At 34.6% G+C, this 18389-nt stretch carries 16 protein-coding genes; 9 read left to right on the top strand and 7 right to left on the bottom strand.

Annotation, left to right across the window (positions count from 1 at the left end):
- Positions 1 to 15: 15 nt before the first annotated feature.
- Positions 16 to 1566 (bottom strand): hypothetical protein, encoded by a 1551-nt coding sequence (locus tag SIB79_RS12335; protein ID WP_196757639.1) that lies wholly within the window; start codon positions 1564 to 1566, stop codon positions 16 to 18.
- Positions 1567 to 1712: 146 nt separating this feature from the next.
- On the opposite strand from SIB79_RS12335, the gene SIB79_RS12330 reads away from it, so the two are divergent.
- From SIB79_RS12330 to SIB79_RS12310, 5 genes are all read left to right on the top strand, one after another.
- Positions 1713 to 2255, top strand: a complete 543-nt coding sequence (locus SIB79_RS12330) for a D-glycero-alpha-D-manno-heptose-1,7-bisphosphate 7-phosphatase (protein WP_063404198.1) — start codon at positions 1713 to 1715, stop codon at positions 2253 to 2255.
- Between the two features lie 132 nt (positions 2256 to 2387).
- Complete coding sequence (locus SIB79_RS12325; protein ID WP_196757640.1) at positions 2388 to 3266, top strand: thiamine pyrophosphate-dependent dehydrogenase E1 component subunit alpha; 879 nt, start codon at positions 2388 to 2390, stop codon at positions 3264 to 3266.
- Positions 3256 to 4311, top strand: coding sequence for an alpha-ketoacid dehydrogenase subunit beta (locus SIB79_RS12320; protein ID WP_063404200.1), 1056 nt, complete (start codon positions 3256 to 3258; stop codon positions 4309 to 4311). Before SIB79_RS12325 ends, SIB79_RS12320 begins: the two co-directional genes overlap by 11 nt.
- Positions 4312 to 4349: 38 nt before the next feature.
- Positions 4350 to 5165 (top strand): hypothetical protein, encoded by an 816-nt coding sequence (locus SIB79_RS12315; protein ID WP_063404202.1) that lies wholly within the window; start codon positions 4350 to 4352, stop codon positions 5163 to 5165.
- Positions 5166 to 5188: 23 nt separating this feature from the next.
- A complete protein-coding gene (locus SIB79_RS12310; RefSeq protein ID WP_196757641.1) occupies positions 5189 to 5593 on the top strand; it encodes a GNAT family N-acetyltransferase in 405 nt (134 codons plus the stop codon).
- On the opposite strand, the gene SIB79_RS12305 is transcribed toward SIB79_RS12310, so the two are convergent.
- From SIB79_RS12305 to SIB79_RS12280, 6 genes are all read right to left on the bottom strand, one after another.
- Entirely contained in the window at positions 5576 to 6685 is a 1110-nt protein-coding gene (locus tag SIB79_RS12305) for a DegT/DnrJ/EryC1/StrS family aminotransferase (RefSeq protein ID WP_074161352.1), read from the bottom strand. The genes SIB79_RS12310 and SIB79_RS12305 overlap by 18 nt on opposite strands.
- The gene (locus SIB79_RS12300; RefSeq protein WP_063404207.1) at positions 6682 to 7677 is read right to left on the bottom strand and encodes an NAD-dependent epimerase/dehydratase family protein; all 996 of its coding nucleotides are present in this window, start codon (positions 7675 to 7677) and stop codon (positions 6682 to 6684) included. The genes SIB79_RS12305 and SIB79_RS12300 overlap by 4 nt, the downstream gene beginning before the upstream one ends.
- A gap of 118 nt (positions 7678 to 7795) precedes the next feature.
- Positions 7796 to 8899 (bottom strand): CDP-glucose 4,6-dehydratase, encoded by a 1104-nt coding sequence (gene rfbG, locus SIB79_RS12295; protein WP_063404209.1) that lies wholly within the window; start codon positions 8897 to 8899, stop codon positions 7796 to 7798.
- Positions 8900 to 9661, bottom strand: a complete 762-nt coding sequence (rfbF, locus tag SIB79_RS12290) for a glucose-1-phosphate cytidylyltransferase (RefSeq protein ID WP_063405290.1) — start codon at positions 9659 to 9661, stop codon at positions 8900 to 8902. It abuts the gene before it with no gap.
- A gap of 57 nt (positions 9662 to 9718) precedes the next feature.
- Positions 9719 to 10606, bottom strand: coding sequence for a hypothetical protein (locus SIB79_RS12285; RefSeq protein ID WP_063404211.1), 888 nt, complete (start codon positions 10604 to 10606; stop codon positions 9719 to 9721).
- A 2-nt stretch (positions 10607 to 10608) separates the two neighbouring features.
- A complete protein-coding gene (locus tag SIB79_RS12280) occupies positions 10609 to 11802 on the bottom strand; it encodes a class I SAM-dependent methyltransferase (RefSeq protein WP_063404213.1) in 1194 nt (397 codons plus the stop codon).
- 1039 nt (positions 11803 to 12841) lie between these two features.
- On the opposite strand from SIB79_RS12280, the gene SIB79_RS12275 reads away from it, so the two are divergent.
- From SIB79_RS12275 to SIB79_RS12260, 4 genes are all read left to right on the top strand, one after another.
- Positions 12842 to 13717 carry a glycosyltransferase family A protein gene (locus SIB79_RS12275; protein ID WP_155724685.1) on the top strand — a complete coding sequence of 292 codons (876 nt, stop codon included), beginning with the start codon at positions 12842 to 12844 and terminating at the stop codon, positions 13715 to 13717.
- A gap of 141 nt (positions 13718 to 13858) precedes the next feature.
- On the top strand, positions 13859 to 14785 hold the full coding sequence (locus tag SIB79_RS12270; protein WP_063404219.1) for a hypothetical protein: 927 nt from the start codon (positions 13859 to 13861) through the stop codon (positions 14783 to 14785).
- Positions 14786 to 14844: 59 nt separating this feature from the next.
- On the top strand, positions 14845 to 16689 hold the full coding sequence (locus tag SIB79_RS12265) for a carbamoyltransferase (protein WP_155724686.1): 1845 nt from the start codon (positions 14845 to 14847) through the stop codon (positions 16687 to 16689).
- A gap of 101 nt (positions 16690 to 16790) precedes the next feature.
- Entirely contained in the window at positions 16791 to 18200 is a 1410-nt protein-coding gene (locus SIB79_RS12260) for a hypothetical protein (RefSeq protein ID WP_196757643.1), read from the top strand.
- Positions 18201 to 18389 lie beyond the last annotated feature (189 nt).

The following is an 18389-nucleotide window of genomic DNA, read 5'->3' as shown; positions in this document are numbered from 1 at the left end:
TAGTAAGCATAAGAGCTAGGAAAACATTTCTGTTCGAGATGCATTGCGCTGGTTATAACGCAAATCTGAAATAGATGATATATTTTCAGTTAATAAATATACAAGATGCGCTACTGATGATGGAATAAACCAATAGTGGTTGTTGTCAAAGTCATTCGTGAACCCTTTGTGATCGAGAAAAAGAATATTGTCATAGTTAGCTCGTAAAAGGTTAGACTTTACATCAAAAGTGCGTTCCATTAGTTGTTGTTCAAATAAAAGGATGCGTTCTGAATGATGTTGTTCTGGCCTGTACTCAATCAAAGGAACTGAGGTAAGGTGTGCCATCAAGCACCAACCAGAACCGAATGGATATATTCCTACATTTGCATCAGTCATATAATTAATTTTTTGTTGCATTGTGAAACCTAACAAGGAAGTTAAAGAGATATTGGAAGGCAAGTCACTATGAGATAAGGAGTCCCAGATATTTTTTTCCAAAAGGGCAACAGATGATTGGGAAGAAGTGTCGAGAAGGGAAGAGTCAAAGTCAAAGGTATGAAAATCAAAGGCAAATTCTATATGAGGGAGTTCTTGATGACAAAAGTAAGAATTGTAGTGATGGGCAAAAGTCTTGATGATATTAGAATCTAACTTAGAATGTATACCTAGCCTTTCATGTACTCTAATTCCAAAAATAATTTTACGATGGTTTGAATATTTATGTAATTGGGGTTGAATAGTAAGGCCAGAAGGATGCAAAAGATGATAAGATTTGGAGGTTGATTGAGCTAGTGGAAAGATGATATTAGATGATGCTGGAATATATCTTATAGGCGATTGAAAGCTATAAGACATTGAATCAAGCCTAGAAGGAAAATAGGTAACGTCTAGATGTTGTTTATCTAGAAATAAGGCACGTGTCCCGAAAGTATGAGAATGTATGTAGGAAACATTAGGGTCATAGCCAAATTCATATAAGGTATAAATATTATTAATACAACTCATTTCTTCTTGTATGAAATGACCAATGGATTTAGTCAAACCAAAAAAGATAGTGTTTTTGGATTTGACTGGATTAAGAGGAAGAAAGTATTTCAGAAAAGATGCAATACGTTTAAGCTTGGTAAAGTCACCGAAAAGGCGTTTCAACATGTGGGGGTCTGGTGATTGAGTAAAAAAAGATATTTCATCATTGAAGATTAATGTAATAGCCAAAAGTGGAAAAAAATATTCTCCGACAAAAACTAATGCTATAAGGGAGTTATTTAAATCTTTAAAAACAGAGATCACTATAGGAGAAGATCTATTTGCAGAAGGAATAAGAAAGTCTCGATAGTGACAAAACTCAAGAGAATAGGTGTGATTAAATGGGTCAATAATTCTAAGACGTTTATCACATGAAAAAAGTTCTTGCCAAAAAAGCTGTTTTGAAACTGTTGTATAATGTTGTGGTTGGAAATAAGATTTTGCTATAAGATCGTCAAATTTGTCTAGTAGTTCTACTTGAAGACGATATATAGAATTCTTCATCAAGCTAGGAATAGCAGCAAAGTTCAAGATTTTTCTATGTATCAGAGCTGTCATGGAATTATAATTTATTAAATAATATTTTTTTACTATATCATATGGTTAGAGGTTGCTGTTGAAGGGGTACTGATGAAATACAATAAAACCTCACCTTATGTTAGTAAAGATCCTATTAACTTTTAGAGTATGGAGGGACAAATAGAATGAAAGGCAAAGCGTTATTCTTGGATAGAGATGGTGTAGTGAACTACGACTATGGTTATGTGCATTCTGTTGAAAAATTAGAATTCATAGAGGGTATATTTGACATATGCAAAATAGCTAATACATTTGACTATAGTATTATTATTATAACAAATCAATCAGGAATAGGGAGAGGCTACTACAGCGAAGAAACATTCAAAATTTTCATGGCATACATATTGTCTAGTTTCAATATGAGAGGTATAACAATAACCGATTATTATTACTGTCCATATCACTCTGAGAAAGGAATAGGTAAGTTCAAGAAGGAATCGTATTTCAGGAAGCCAAATCCAGGAATGATATATAAAGCTGCTTATGATTATTCTATCTCTTTACCGCATTCATTACTAATTGGGGATAAAATGACGGATATAGAAGCAGGAAATAGGGCAGGGATTGGCAGAAATATATTATTGAATAGAAAATCGGTGGCACGTAAAGGAAGTATAAAACACTCAGAAATCAAAGAATTACATGAAGTCGTAAAATACTTCAAATAAGAACAAGCTCTGAATTAAGGGTAAGTAGAGAATAGACATCACTATAGCTCATGGTATAATATGTGTATATATAAAATGGTAACAGTGTTAAACAAAAGGAATCAATTGCTTTATGAATGCCTAAGAATAAGAATGGTAGAAGAAAAAATTATTGAACTGTATCCGTCAGACCTAATACAAAGCCCCGTACATTTGTCGATTGGACAAGAGGCAGTTGCGGTTGGTGTTTGCGATAATCTCTTAAACAAAGACCAGTTATTTATAAACTATAGAGGTCATGCTTTTTATCTTGCGAAAGGGGGACCAATGGCACAATTTTTTGCAGAACTAATGGGAAAAGTAACAGGATTAAGCAAAGGGAAAGCAGGGTCAATGCACTTAGCAGCACCTGAGAAAGGTGTAATGGGATCTTCTGCAGTTGTTGCCTCAACAATTTCACATGCAGTTGGTGCAGCATTAGCGTCTAATATTAAGGGTGAGAAAGAAAAAATCTGTGTATCGGTATTTGGAGACGGTGCGATGGAACAAGGGGTGTTCTATGAATCACTTAATTTTGCGGCATTGCATGAGACTCCTGTACTGTTTCTTTGTGAAGATAATGGGTTGGCAGTCCATACGCATTTAAACGAAAGACAGGCATTTGATATATTGGGGTTAATTTCAGCATTTGAAATACCAATGTATAGCGTAAGTGAAGGGTATGATCCTGAAATTGTCAGCAATAATTCAGAAAAAGCTATAGATTATGTACGCCGAAAGCGTAAGCCTGCATTTTTAAAGATAAAAACAGCGCGCTATCGAGAACATGTTGGGCCAGGAGAAGATTTTGAGTCTGGTTATAGATCATTAACAGAAATAGCTCAATGGAAAGAAAAGGATCCACTATTAGTGCATAAGGAAATATTTAATGAATTCCGAAGTAAAATCGCAATAGAAATTGATGACGCCCTAGAATTTGCAATTAATTCACCTTCACCAACCATCAAGGATTTATTAACTGATGTCCTCTAAAACTTATCGAGAAGCACTAGCTGATGCAATGCATAATGCAATGGATAACTATGACAACACGATAATTATCGGACAGGGGGTAGCTGATTTCAAAGGATTATTTGGAACAACATCAAATCTTGCAAAGAAGTACCCTAAAAGAGTAATTGAGACACCACTAGCCGAAGACTCCATAGCAGGGATATGTTTAGGTGCTGCCCTGAACGGAATTTATCCCATAAATACACACATAAGAGCAGATTTTGGGCTACTTGTTTTTAATCAATTAATTAATCTGGGAGCAAAATACAAATATATGTTCGGGGGGTTATTTGAAGTGCCCATAATGATGAGAATGATTGTTGGGAGGAGTTGGGGACAGGGGGCACAACACTCACAAAGCCTGCAATCATTATTGGCACATATACCAGGCTTGGTAGTAGTAATGCCATCATCTCCAAAATCAATAATCCAAAGCTACAAATATGCAATAGAAAAACATCGCTCGCCTGTGATAATGCTAGAACATAGATTACTGTATGAAATAAGTTTTGAAGATAACGATCCAATGTATAAAAATGTAAGCATGTTTGGTTCTGTAATTGCAAGGATCGGAAAAGATCTAACTATCGTTGCAACATCGATAATGGTTCTGGAATCGAAGAGAGCAGCTCAGTACCTTGAAAGATTTGGATTAGATATAGAGATTATTGACTTGAATTCAATATCACATCCGGATGAATCATTGATAATAGAAAGCGTACGGAAAACTGGAAGACTTCTTGTATGTGATACGTCGTGGAAAGCGTATGGAGTGGCTGCTGAAATAAATAGAATAATAAATGAACATGATCCTAAGCTACTAAAAGAACCATCAAGAAGTCTTAGTATGCAACCATCACCATGCCCAACAGCAAAGGTACTTGAAGAAATGTATTATCCCGACATGAAAGATATTGTTTCTGCGGCTATTAATTTAATTAAGGGAGATATGCAAACAAATATAGAGTTGCCAAAAAAAGAATCCATGACTTCATACTATAAACATTTTAAGGGGCCATTCTAGATTGATTAGTAAATTAAGTAATCTTATTAAAATGAAAGATGGATTTCATTAAATCACTAGAATCACACGATCCGGCGAAACACTTAAGAGGACTGGTGTACAACTTAGGCTGCAAAATACCATTCCAGTTTACAAGATTTAGTGATGGGGAATTATTTATGCTTTCGAATAAAGAAATTCAACTTACACCAAGGGGAGCTTGGGTAGATGGAAAACAAGTAAATGGGCAAAAGTACGAGGATCATGATTGTAAAACGTTTTTTCCGTATGCAGATGCTGAAATATCCAGTATGCTTAGGGAATCACTATATTCTTCATCATCTAGTTTTGTATTAGGGCTGCCTCTCCCTTGTTGCGCTGGAGAAACTATGTACAGAGATTTTAAGTTAAATAATAACATAAAGTCTACAAAGATTACCACAGCGAACTTATTAATTAATCATAATTATCCGTACTTTGTTACCAAGTGCTTGCCAGTCCTACATATAAGGCCGATCGTAATGGTCGCTAATAGACGAGCTGATCTATCCTGCTTTCCATCTGTAATTAAACATATAAAAATTGGAGACGACGCAAAGGCTGATATCGAAACGTATTTAAGCGAGCTGATTGAATTTCTAAAGAGTTTAAGCATGTATGATCAACAAGAGCTTATAATTTTATTTGCCGCTAGTTATTTTAGTAATATATTAATTTCAAAGCTATCAAATACGCATGAACATGTTACGATGATAGACATAGGCACTGCCCTCCATCCACAAATGAATCTTGGTCTGATAAGACACTATCTTCAATTATATTATTTAAATAAAGAAAACTATGAGTACCACCAGTGTAGTACAAAAGATATATGAGTTTTAAAATAAAAAAGGCAACATTGAATGATGCTCTAAAAGTCTACAATCTTCGTTTTTTGCAATCAGATCTGAGAAATTATTTTAGTCAGGAGGTAGTTACATATAAAGAACATCAAAGCTTTTGGATTAAAAACTATAGGCATTACCATATAGGAGTGATAGGGGTGGAATTTGCTGGTTATTATGGCTACGTAAACAATGATTTTAGATATGCAGTGATCCCAAAATATAGAGGAAGAGGCATAGGGAAAAAGTTAGTTGCAGACGCACTAAGAAATTACCATATCAAAACAATAAGGGTAATCAAAACGAATTTATCGAGTATAAAGTGCTTAAAAAAATGTGGTTTTAAAGTAAACAGCATAAGGGAATTTAATGGTATTAAATTTGTTGAATTAGAAAATAGTTTAGGCAGAAAGTATTGAAATGACACACGAGGCTATATATTCAATATCAAGTTCTGAAAGATGGGGACCTAATGGTAGAGTGAGAGCAGATCTTGAATAAAACTCAGAGTTAGGTAGAATTATATTAGAATTGTAGAGGATTGATTTATGAAGAGGCGGATAGTGATAATAGGCGCCTATGGAGAGTTTATTCAAAGAGTTAAATAGATGATCTCTCTTGTCATGAGGGACTAATATAATGTAAAGATTAAAAGCACTAGTAGAAGGATGAGCGTGGGTTTTTATAGCTGGGGTTTCTGAGAAAATTTTATTATACAAAGACGTCTGATAACGTCTTGCCTGGACAAAAGAGTTAAGCTTGTCTAATTGCACAATAGCAATTGCACTCTGAATATCTGTAAGATGAAAATTACTGGAAACGGTTAAAAGTTCATAATTTGCTTTGTGGATTCCAGCTAAAGCGTTCCTTCGTACACCACCTGAGCGGTATAAATTTAGTAGCTCATGTATTTCAGGATGATGAGTTGTAATTATACCGCCCTCACCACAAGTAATATTTTTGGCAGGATGCATGCTAAAGGTAGCAGAATAAGAATTAGAACTACTGCCGATGGGTCTGCCGTCAATGTATTTTCCACCAAGTGCATGTGCACAGTCTTCAATAATTTTCAAGTCATATTGGGTAGAAAGTTGCCAAATTGGTTCTAGGTCAACAGCTATACCGCCGAAATGAACTGGAATAATAGCTTTAGTTCGATCGGAGATATTACTAATAATAGAATCATAGTCTATACAATAATTGTCAAGAGAAATATCTGCGAAGATAGGTTTTGCTCCTACCATTGACACAGATGTCGCGGTTGAAACCCATGTTATTGATGGAACAATGACTTCATCTCCATATCCAATTCCAGCTGCTCTTAGGGATATCTCAAGAGCAGCACTTCCATTACTGCAAGCTGTTGAATAAGAATGGCTGAGTACCTCAGAAAATTTTTTTTCAAAGCTAGTAGTCGTTGGGCCTCTCGCTATACTTTTATTAGATAGGATATCAAGGGCTGCAGATATTTCACATCTGTCAAAAAGATGCTTTGCATAAGGATATTTCATTCGTCGACTTCGGAAAAATAAGATGTATTTAAGTGATTTTGATAGGCTAATTGATGGTCAACCATTTTTTGTAATCCGGTTTTTAACTGTACTTTAGGTGACCAGTTAAGTTCGGCTAATGCAAGAGAATAGTCAGGTACTCTTCTAGGTATATCTTCGTAAGACGTACCGATTGCTTTCGAGTGAGGTAGATATTCAATAAAGTGTATGGGATCTAATTCAAGAATCTCGCATGTTAGCTTAGCTAACTGAATTATTGATGTTTCAACATTATTACCTATATTATAAAACTTATTCGAAGTGGCTTTAGATGTTGTGAGAGTAGATAAAGCTAAAATTAAATCATCAATATATGTAAAACATCTGGTCTGAGATCCATCTCCATGGATTAGTAGCTTTTGTTTATTAATGGCAGAATTAACGAAGGAGTCAACGACTCTTCCATGAAGGCGAGGTCCGTAACAATTAAAAATGCGAACTCCTGAAAAATCAAGACTACCTTCTTGGTGACAGGCATATAAATAATGCTCAATCATTGATTTAGAAGTAGAGTAACACCAACGGTTAATATCAGTACTACCGAGCACTCTATCATCCAACTCCTTCCAAGGGATGTTAGGGTTTTTACCATAAATCTCTGAAGTTGAGGTATAAATGATTTTTTTGCCAGTGAATCGCAGTGCTTCAATAATTGAAATCGAGGCGTTAAGGTTAAGGTCAATAGTGCGTTTAGGTTCCTTTACATAATACTCTGGACTTGCAATTGCAGCCAAATGAACAACAACATCAGAGCGGTCGATGAGCTTATTAAGTAGGCTTTGGTCAAGAACACTACCTACAACCATATCTACATTACCAGTAAGTGAAAATATAGATTTAACTTCATTAGAAAACCCAAGATCTAAAGCGCAGATGTTATGCCCACTTCTTGCTAAAGAGTCGCAAAGATGAGATCCGACAAAGCCTGCTGCACCCGTTACAAGGTAATTCATATTTAAGTAAAGAGAATACGATAGGAGGGTAAGGTTAAGAGAAGCAACTAGGGGAGAACAACTTCATACTAATTAATATATATATGAGAGTAGAAAAAGATAGTAGCTAATGCTAATTTCAGAATGAGTCAATCGAAAAATAGTTAGAAATGTCATTAAGGCAGCATGTAGTAGCTGCATGCCCACGTAGCATGACATTTTTGTACCACATGGAGGTTCGTTCTACTGTATAGTTAAAGCTCCAACGAGGTGACCAGTGCAGTAAGTTTACGGCCTTATCGATATTCAACTGTAGTGTTGAAGCTTCATGAAAAGATTGTTTGTCTGAAACATCTGTCCAAGTTCCAGACCAATATTTGAAAAAACAATCCAATAGTTCATTCACTGAATTCGAAGGATCATTAAGAGGGCCAAAATTAAATGAGGTTGTAAATTTTGAAGTGGAGATAGGTGTTTGTGAATCACTTAGCAAGGCCTCGGCAAGAATCAAATAACCAGTTAAAGGTTCTAATACGTGCTGCCAAGGCCTTATATATTTTGGATTACGAATATTGATAATTTTACCAGCAATTAACGAGCGAACTACATCAGGTATAAGTCGATCTTGTGACCAGTCACCGCCGCCTATGACATTACCTGCTCTGGCTGTAGAAATAAGTAAGTAAGGGTTCTGATGCTTCTGTGTTCCACAGAAGCTCCTCCTCCAACTTTCCACAAGTATTTCAACCGCAGCCTTACTAGAACTATAAGGATCCCAGCCTCCAAGCTTATCGGATTCTGTATAGGCATAATGATTTTCATTATTTTCGTAGACCTTATCGGTTGTGACAACAACAACAGCACAAGGCTTGGAGGATTTTAATAGAAATTGCAATAAGTTTAATGTTCCCATGACATTTGTTTGCCAAGTTGAAACGGGAGAACGATAAGATTCACGAACAAGAGGTTGAGCAGCCATGTGGAATACTACATCGTAATCAGGAGTAAGAGTATTAGAAAGAGGAGTTGAAGCAATATCGATAAACATATTAGTATTTATTTTCTCTATTAGATTTAATTGGCTAAAAAGATTAAAGTCGCTGACCGGTGGCAGACTGATACCATTAACATCGCAGTTAAGTTGATTGAGTAAAAAAGAAAGCCAAGATCCCTTGAAACCTGTATGGCCTGTAACAAGTACTTTCTTTCCTCTCCAGAAACTAAAGTTGGGATTTGAGAACATCTACCAAACCTTCCAATCAGCAGAACCTGAATCCCACAACTTATTAAGTCTTTGTTTATCTCTTAGTGTGTCCATTGGATGCCAAAATCCGGAATGAAAATAAGCATTGAGCTGGTGATTAGAAGCCAGTTTTTCTAATGGATTTTGCTCCCAAATGGTGTGGTCGTCTATAATTAGATCTAGAACTTCTGGTTCAAGAACGAAAAAGCCGCCGTTAATCCAACCACCATTCATAGGTTTTTCTTGAAAACGAAGTATACTAGCTCCATCAAGTTCTAACAAACCAAAACGACCAGGAGGTTGAACTGCTGTAAGTGTGGCTTTTTTTCCTGAATGAATATGGCAATGTACTAAAGAATTAATATTCACATCGGCTAATCCATCTCCATACGTAAAGCAAAAAGTATCCTCTAAATAATCCCTTGCCTTTCGCAATCGACCACCGGTGTTAGTGTTGATACCAGTGTTTAGAAGCGTGACTCTCCAGGGCTCAGAATTTCGTTTATGAATAATCACTTCATTATTTTTGAGGTCAAAGGTGACGTCACTTGTATGTAGAAAATAGTTGGCAAAATATTCCTTTATAAGGTAGCCTTTATAACCGCAACAGATGACAAAATCATTAATATTGTAATGGCTATAGATTTTCATGATATGCCATAAAATCGGTTTACCTCCTATCTCAACCATCGGCTTGGGTTTTAAATGAGTTTCTTCTGACAATCTGGTTCCCAAACCGCCAGCTAGTATTACTGCTTTCATTTTTTGAGATTTTAGCATAGAGTAAGATCAGAAGAAAAGTATTAGCAAGCAATAATATCAAATTATTCGCATCTGCAACTCGATTCGCTCCCATAGATCCAATGTTGCAAACAAAAGGTCTGGCTGGAATAGTAGGGAGGATTTAAAAGTCATACCTTGTAGTAATTCTTTTATCAATATTTGGCGTGAGTCGTTAGTAATAGAGTGATAATTTACTATCGGACTATTGGATATAAAAAATCTACGGTTGCCAGAGGATATAGTAAAAGTAGGTTCTGATGAATTCGAGTCAATATCGATTATTATCACTTTACCTGAAGTATGCTGAAGCTTTATCGAGCATTTCTGCCATAAAAGATCTCTAAAGGAATGAAGAACTTCAGTGAAACCTAAATAAGTGGCAATGGCTATAAAATGTATACCATAAAAACTTAAAACGCCTCCTCCTTGAGAAAAATCACTTTTCCAAGTAAGTAGATTATTAACAATATGGTGGGCTTTAAAATTCCAAGTTAGATGAAAAGAATCGTCATTCTTAAGCTGATGCTCAAGAATATCAAACCAATAGCAAAAAAATAATAGGTAGCAAATACAAGTCTTAGAACTACACTGAAGCGCTTTATGCAATATTGTCTTTGCTTTTAAAGGGTTAACTGCAATAGGCTTTTCAAGGTATAAGGTTTCTACATGTGATATATTCTCAATGATATTTAGATTTTGTGCCGGCCTGCGCGCAAGTACAAGTTCATCGGAACCTTGAATGATTTCGGATTCGACATCGAAATAATTTATCTTTTTAGAGTCGGCGTCAAATTCATTTCTTGAATGAATAATTCGTTTATATTTTGATGGCAATAAAATTAAAGAGTACTTGTCGAGAGACAAAGCAGTAGCTGTATAACCATAAAGACCAAATCCCCCCCCTAGGATGCCTAAAGAAGTCATAATTACAAAATATTGATTATATCTGCAGAGAAGCCCTTGTTTTTTAAATAAACTGATATTTCATCACCTATATGCCATGCTAAGTTAATTATGGGCTGTTGTTCAGTTTTAAAGTCTATTGATTCATCTGAAAGAATAGGGATTTTAGTACCAGGAATATAATGTCCAATCTTTGGCGAATTAGGCTGTTCATAAGTAGCAGAAATATGAGATGTATCTAATTGCAATAGCTTTATCAAAATTGCTGCTCTACCTGGAAATGCTTTAGCCTTAAGTGGACCGTATTGGGTTACTAGTGAATTAATCTCTGAATATTTACTAATTTTCCAGGATTTTATGAAATCTGTCATTAAAGCCAGTTTATTACAAAATTGGGATTCGTTTAAAATTAATGAGTCAAAGGTGGTCTCATTATCCTGAGATGAGTTTTCCTTACTTTTAAGAATTACTCTGATGTTACCACCGTATCTCTTGGGAAACTCAACACTAGATATGTACATAGACAAAGAATCTGCTATAAACTCAAAAGATGAAAAACTGTATGTTCTTGGATGTTCGTGATAGAAAGTGTCAAACTGGTTTTTATCTAAAATACTTCCAAGATAATGATTTTCAATTGCGAGAATAGTATGAGGTTGTTTTAGGAGGAGAAGAGATTGGATTACCTTATTAAGGTCTTCTATATGAGCAAAGACATTAGTAAATGTGATTATGTCAGGACAGCCTAGTTCACTCTTAATCTTATCAATGTTATCAATCCCAAAAAAAGTATTAATAACATTGTGGCCTTTTGCTGAAGCTTCTTGACAGGCGCCTGTCGGTTCAACGCCTGTGGTAATCATTCCCTTTTCCTTAAATATGTCTAGCAAAGAGCCATCGTTACAGCCAATATCCAAAACAACCTTGCCATTGAGAGAGCCATAAGTGTTCTCTATACTATCTACTAAGTTAAACATGCCATTTATAACATCTTGCGTTAGGGCTGACCTATAGTGATAAGTAGAAGGAAAAAGATCTGCTTTGGGGACCCGAAAGCCTTGATGTGCTGTGTAGCATTTGTTACAGAACAAAATATCAATGGGATATTCAACACAAGTACGATTTTCTCCAATTGGAATGAGATCATCACACAATGGGTGAGGGCCTAAGGACATCACAATGTCTAGGTCTTTGAGGCCACAAACTTCACAATCCATAGTTTATGAATTAATAGATCAATAATAACATTGAGTAGGTAGACAATATATATTAAAGGACAGTCAATGTATTGTTGTTGAATTTCTTAACAATATATTTTATTGAAACTAAGGCATATAGCGGAAGATGACGTATTGGCAACAGACAAGCAATAAAAATAATAAGTAGGTTAATTCTGAGATATAATATAAATAGTATCGAATACTTGGAAAGAGATTTAATAGACCATGGGGGGAATAGTAAATTAGTTTGACTTTTAAACTTGAGGAGGTAAAGTATAGGAGCCGCAGAATAAATGAAAGAGTGAAAAATTTAAATAGTAACTGGCTTGGCTTTGGTGGGTAGAGAGCTGACTAAAGACTTGGCATTGAATGTAAATCGTGCGCAATATATAGATAAGACGATAATCTATTTGAATATTATAAATAACTATAGAGTTAGTATAAAATTAGAATTGAGTTTGATTATTAAAATATTGAGAAAAGTAATATTGAGCCAATTCAAGAAGCGTAATATAGAATAAAGGAAGCAAATAAATTAAACTAGGGAAAGCGGAGGGTTAAACATTGTTTTAATAAAAATTAAGTTGATTGAAAGATTTATAAAAAAAGGAAGAATTGAATCTGAATTGATCGAACCATAGCTTTCAGTTTATAGAAAATGGTAAATTTACTGTATTGTAAAAAAAATTTTTAAGTTGATATTGTTTAGCAGGTTTTTTTGTTGAGGCAATCCTTATAGATATCCAGGTAGAGAATTAATCAACACTAATAATATGAAATGAATTGGTAAAGGAAAAATGTGGAAAATCTAATATATAGAATTGATAAAGACCAAAATATAATAGATTTTGTTTGGGAAACAAAAAGAAGAAAAGCGCAAATGCAGAATAGGGGTTTTGAATTCAATGCAGATCAAAGCCAGGCTACTGCAATGTGTAATAAAGCGAAACGATTCGTTTAAAGTGAAAGCGAACTATGGAAAAATCATAATAAGCATATAGTCGTTAGAATATAAAAAAGGAGCTTATTCGAGCTTATGAAAAAATTGACAATTGTCATGCCAGCCAAAAATGCCTCACATTACATAAGAAATACACTGCAAAGCATAGCTCTTCAGACGTGCAAAAATGAAATTCTCATTTCAATGCTATATGCTGAAAGCAACGATGATACTTTAGAACTATTCAAATTAACCTGTGCAGAGTTTGGTATTGACTATGAAATACTTTACGAAGGGAATTCATATTATCAATCTATATACGATCTGTACCAAAATGTAAAAACAGAATATTTCTCAGTTACATGTTTTTCAGATGCTTATATAAATCAACATTACCTCGAAGAGGCAATGTACATCATGCGCAATAATAAGAATATTTCCTATGTCCACGCTGATTTATATACAAAGGCTCTTAACGGTCAATTGGTACCTGCATTACAACAAAGACTTGTGGTGAAACCAGAGTCAGGAAGTAGATTTCACGCAAACATAATAATGCTAAATGATGGAGTAAATGAACTAACTTGGGTTGGAAGGACTCAGCAGATGCAAGAGCTTCAAACTATTGGAATAAAATCAAATAGTTTGAGATACAACGTAATTGGAGGATGTTTTGTAATGTATATGATAATGGGCTGTACTGGTCATTATGTTAATAGATACTCGGCATTTGGTAGGCATCACCATGATAGTAGGAATTTCCAGAAATCAATTCAGAAAGACGATCAAAAGTGGGCTTATCTGTTTGAATATGCGACAAAGCAAGCTGAATTAAAGCTAAAAGAAGACTCATATATTTGGAGAGATGCCTACTTACAGAAGCTAGATTCAAGTAACAGAGAAAGATTCAATCAAGAATATAGGTCTCAACAAGATTATATAAATATGCTTCTAAGCAATTCATGGAAATAACTCAGAAAATCTTATGGAAAGTATATTTTAGTTGATCCTTGAAGAGGAGTCGCTGTTGAGAAAGGGATCGATCATCCGAAAATTTCATGGCCTGTAGATAGTATATGATATGGTAAAATAACTTTAAAGGCAAGTAATTCAATGAAAAAGATTAATGTCGGAGATCTAAAAAAGTCATTTGGAATTGGCCATAATGAGAAACTTCCAGATGATACTATAACATTATATGAGGGTATGGATCTTGATTACGAAGAAGTCTCAACGGAGCAACAAGAAAAAATAATTGATAAAATCTATGCTGAAATAAACCATGGATTCTCTCGAGTAGGTAAAGAAAGAAATAATATATGGGAGCTGGCATGGAAAGATTTAAAATGTTCATTTATTGAAAATATGTACGATGTGGATTCTCTGATACCGTCATATATCAGCAAGCATGAATTCATACGCTATGGTGGTAAGTATATAAGACCTAAAAGTAAGAATTTTGAGGTAAATTACTTTAGTATATTTAGAAGCTGGCTCTTTTGGAAATATATAAAGGAATATAGTCACATATACGAATTTGGGTCTGGAAGTGGCTATAATATTATTAGGGCCAGTGAAATGTTTCCGGAGAAGATGTTAACAGGATTCGATTGGTCCGAATCGTCCATAGAAATTCTAAATCTTTACGGTAAATATAAAAACTCGAATGTTTCTGGAAAGTATTTAAATTTTTATGAGCCAGATTATAACATCGAAATAGAGCCAGATAGCGTTGTAATGTCATTCTGCGCATTTGAACAAATAGGCAGTGATTTTCAAGAAGTACTTAAATTCATAATCAAAAAAAAACCTGCGTTGATTGTCCAAGTAGAACCGACAAAAGAATATTATGATCCTTCAAAAAAATTCGATCAAATCGCTATAAGATACCATGAGCATAGAAATTATCTAGACGGGTATCTCAAAGAATTGAAATGGCTGGAAGTTAAGGGCAAATTGCGAATACTAAAATCGAAAAGACTATACTTTGGTAATATATATAATGAGTGTTTCTCCTATCATATCTGGAAGCCAATTTAAATAATAAGAGGTACATGAAAGCTAGACAAGGATAAATAAGTACAGACCTACCATTATTGTTGGGTAAAGAAGATGCTAGAATTAATGAAGTAATCAATAACAGGATGAACGTAATAGTTGGATTGTCTTATTCATATCATGATGCTGCAGTAGCAATTATAAGCGAGTCTACAGGTGACATTCTCTATGCAGCACAGGAAGAATTATTTACTAGAGTTAAACACGATCCAGTCATACCATCAAATGCACTTAAATTTGGAATTTGCGATCAAAAGATTAAGCCATCAGATATTATGGCAATAGGGTTCTTTGAAAATGAAGATATTAAGCTGAGAAGAAAAATATTATTTAGATGCAAGGAAATTCAAAATCAGACGGAAAATGATTGGCCTATAGATTATAAAGAAAGTTCACTTAGATGCAATTTGCATATTACAAAAGAGATTATTAACCTATTGTCAGAAATATATCCAAGAAGCAAAGATAGGGTCAAATCGATACCCATACACTTCTCGAGCCATCACTATTCGCATGCGTTGACTGCAGCAAAGATGTCAGGGTTCTCCGATTCGCTAGTCATTTCAATTGATGCCGTTGGTGAAATGCAAACTGTGACAAGTTATAACTGGAAAGAAGGAAGATTAGAATTAGATACATCAATTGATTTGCCTATTTCACTAGGGTTATATTATAGTGCTATCACTAACTTCCTAGGATTTGCCGTAAATGAAGGAGAGTATAAAGTCATGGGGTTATCATCCTATGGGAAGCCGAAGTACCTGGAGCAGTTAAGAAAGGTTTTTAGTCTAAATGATTTAAGAAGTCTGAATTACTTTCAATTTGAAAAACTGGAGTCTTCAAATCGACTTTTTGGTCCGAAGTTGGTTGAATATTTAGGACTTAGCCCGGCGAGCAATTCTAAATGGGCACAAAATATTAGAGATGGAGATAATCCGTTAAGTGAATTAAGTGATAATGAAGCAAATTATGTTGATCTTGCATGCTCTGTCCAAAGACATTACGAAGAAATGCTGATAACCCTAGTTTCAACAATGTTGAAACGCAGCAATGTCAGTTCAATATGTCTGACAGGTGGTTGTGCGTTAAACTCATTGGCTAATCAGAAATTACATGAATTAGTACCATTGCCATTTTATATGCACCACTCTCCTGGAGATGCAGGATCAGCAATTGGTGCGGCATTGCACGCTCAAGAGATGACATCTTCCAAAAAGATTAGTTCAATCCAAAATAGTCTATACACGGGACCTTCATATACAGACGAAAATATAGAACAAGCGATGACAAGCTATGGTGAGTTGATCGTAGTAAATAAGTCTGAGTCAAAAAAAGAATTAGTTTATAAATGCTCTAAAATGCTTAATCATAAAAAGGTCATTGGGATATTTAATTCAAACCATGAATGGGGCCCGAGGGCCTTGGGCAACAGATCAATAATTGCAGATCCATCGTACGGAGATATGAAGGATATCGTTAATACTAAAATTAAATTTAGGGAACCTTATCGACCTTTTGCACCAATAGCTCTAGAACAATATGCCCAGAAGTATTTTAATCTAAGGGCTAAAATTCATAAAAATGATCCATATTATGCTATGATTGAAACATGTAATGTGACCGAAGAGGGAAAATTAAAATTCCCATCAATATCACATCGTGACGAAACAGCTAGAATACAGCTAATTCCTGCAAATTCCAATTTACTAATAAAAGAAGTACTTGAAAGGCATTATCAAATGTACTCACGTCCAGTATTACTTAATACGTCGTTCAATTTGAAAGGGGAGCCCGTTGTATGCACTCCAAATGATGCATTAAGAACCTTTGTTATGTCAGGTATGGATGCACTGTTAATCAACTCTTTTTTAATAACAAAACGATGAACACTTTTGTTACAATTCATTGGCCTACACTTAGTTACTATAATCGGGATGCCTTTAAGAATGCCTCTCCATTTAATACTACATTTTTAATTTCGAGATTGGTGGAAAGATTGGTTAATCTACATGGTAATATGAAATTTCTGGATTTATTTTTAGGAGAAGAAAATAGTCAAGACCCGATTTTAAGAATATTTAGAGAACAGAGTGATAAGTTAATTCGAGATTCTATAAGCTTAAAAGGTGATAATGAGAATTTATTTTATTACATTACTCACATTAATCCCTTTCTAGATGAGGAAAAAGCCAAGCAAGAGGGTCATAAGTATTTGAATGTAGCAAACACTAGTTCGTCTAAGCAAAATATTTTTGAACTCTCTGATATAAGTGGAGCTTCACACCAAATGCCTTGTAAAAAGATAAATGAGGGTGGCTATGATAAACTTTATATCATTAATTCATACAACTTAAGTCGATTTGCATATTATGAGACTAGTCGCACACTATATACAAATTTAACGCACTCACTAAGGCGGTATTCATCTAACCTAGAGCCTCATTATTCAAGTTTTAGTCCAGTGGGTGGTCAATATGTATATTATGATTGCTGCACTGAGAATATTTCAACACTAGGTCACAGGTTTAATGATCAAAAATTTCAACTCATAGCAAGTAATCCAGAAAGGTATTGTGTAATTGCAATATTTGGTGGAAGTGCTGCATACTCAATATTCTGTGATGATAATCAAAATTTCTCCTCTGTCCTGGAAGGAAAGTTAAAAAATCGAGAGAAAGATCCTGTTAATAAAACGATTGCCAGTAAAATGCGAGGGAAAGAAATTGTTTGTATTAATTTTGCATTACCAGGAACATCGATTTTTGAAGCTCAGCTATATTACACATTAGAGGCATTACGAATTCATCCCACGATTACAATAATGCATCTTGGCTGGAACGAGGCTAGATTAGCAGCAACGACCCATCCATCACTAGGTAAATTAGGTGTTTATGTAAATAATTTTGCACACACAGCATTGCTAAATGCTAATAATAGGTCTAAATCATATTTAGAAGAAGATGTATACAATCTACCAAATATTCCTGCAACCCCACATGAGCTAGTATGCAAGAATATACTTTCCTCAGTTACACAATTTTGTCAACAAGTAATTCAAGACAATGGAGTTGCAATCATTGGTCTTCAGCCAATAATTCAAGCGTCACGCACTTATGAAAATCCGATAAATGAATTAATGCGTATGAGTGCTTCTCATTTTAGTCATCTAGATCATTACAATGAATTTTTTTATAGTAACTTTCCATCTGAGTGTAGGAATATAGGCAATGGCTATTTTTTAAATGTTGATCAACTCCTATATTTTGAAGAACACAAATATCTAAATCCAAACGAATTTTTGTTTTATGATTCATGTCATCTAAGTCCTACTGGAGATAAGTTAATCGCAGAAATTTACTATGATTTTATTCTTTCAGCATCGTTTGGACAATCATGAACTTATCTAATTATTCTCCAAGAATCAAGGATTTAGTTGTGAAGATAACGAATTCTAAAAAAATAGATAGTGTGCACATTAAAACTTTTTCTACATATAGCTTGAATGCACAGCTTTATAACAACATTGAATCAACATATACTTATTTAAATGATGATTATAAATCACTACATGAGGACTTTTATAAGT

The organism is Prochlorococcus sp. MIT 1342, from assembly GCF_047304495.1.
Lineage (GTDB): Bacteria > Cyanobacteriota > Cyanobacteriia > PCC-6307 > Cyanobiaceae > Prochlorococcus > Prochlorococcus marinus_D.
This window is presented reverse-complemented; position numbering and strand designations above follow the sequence as displayed.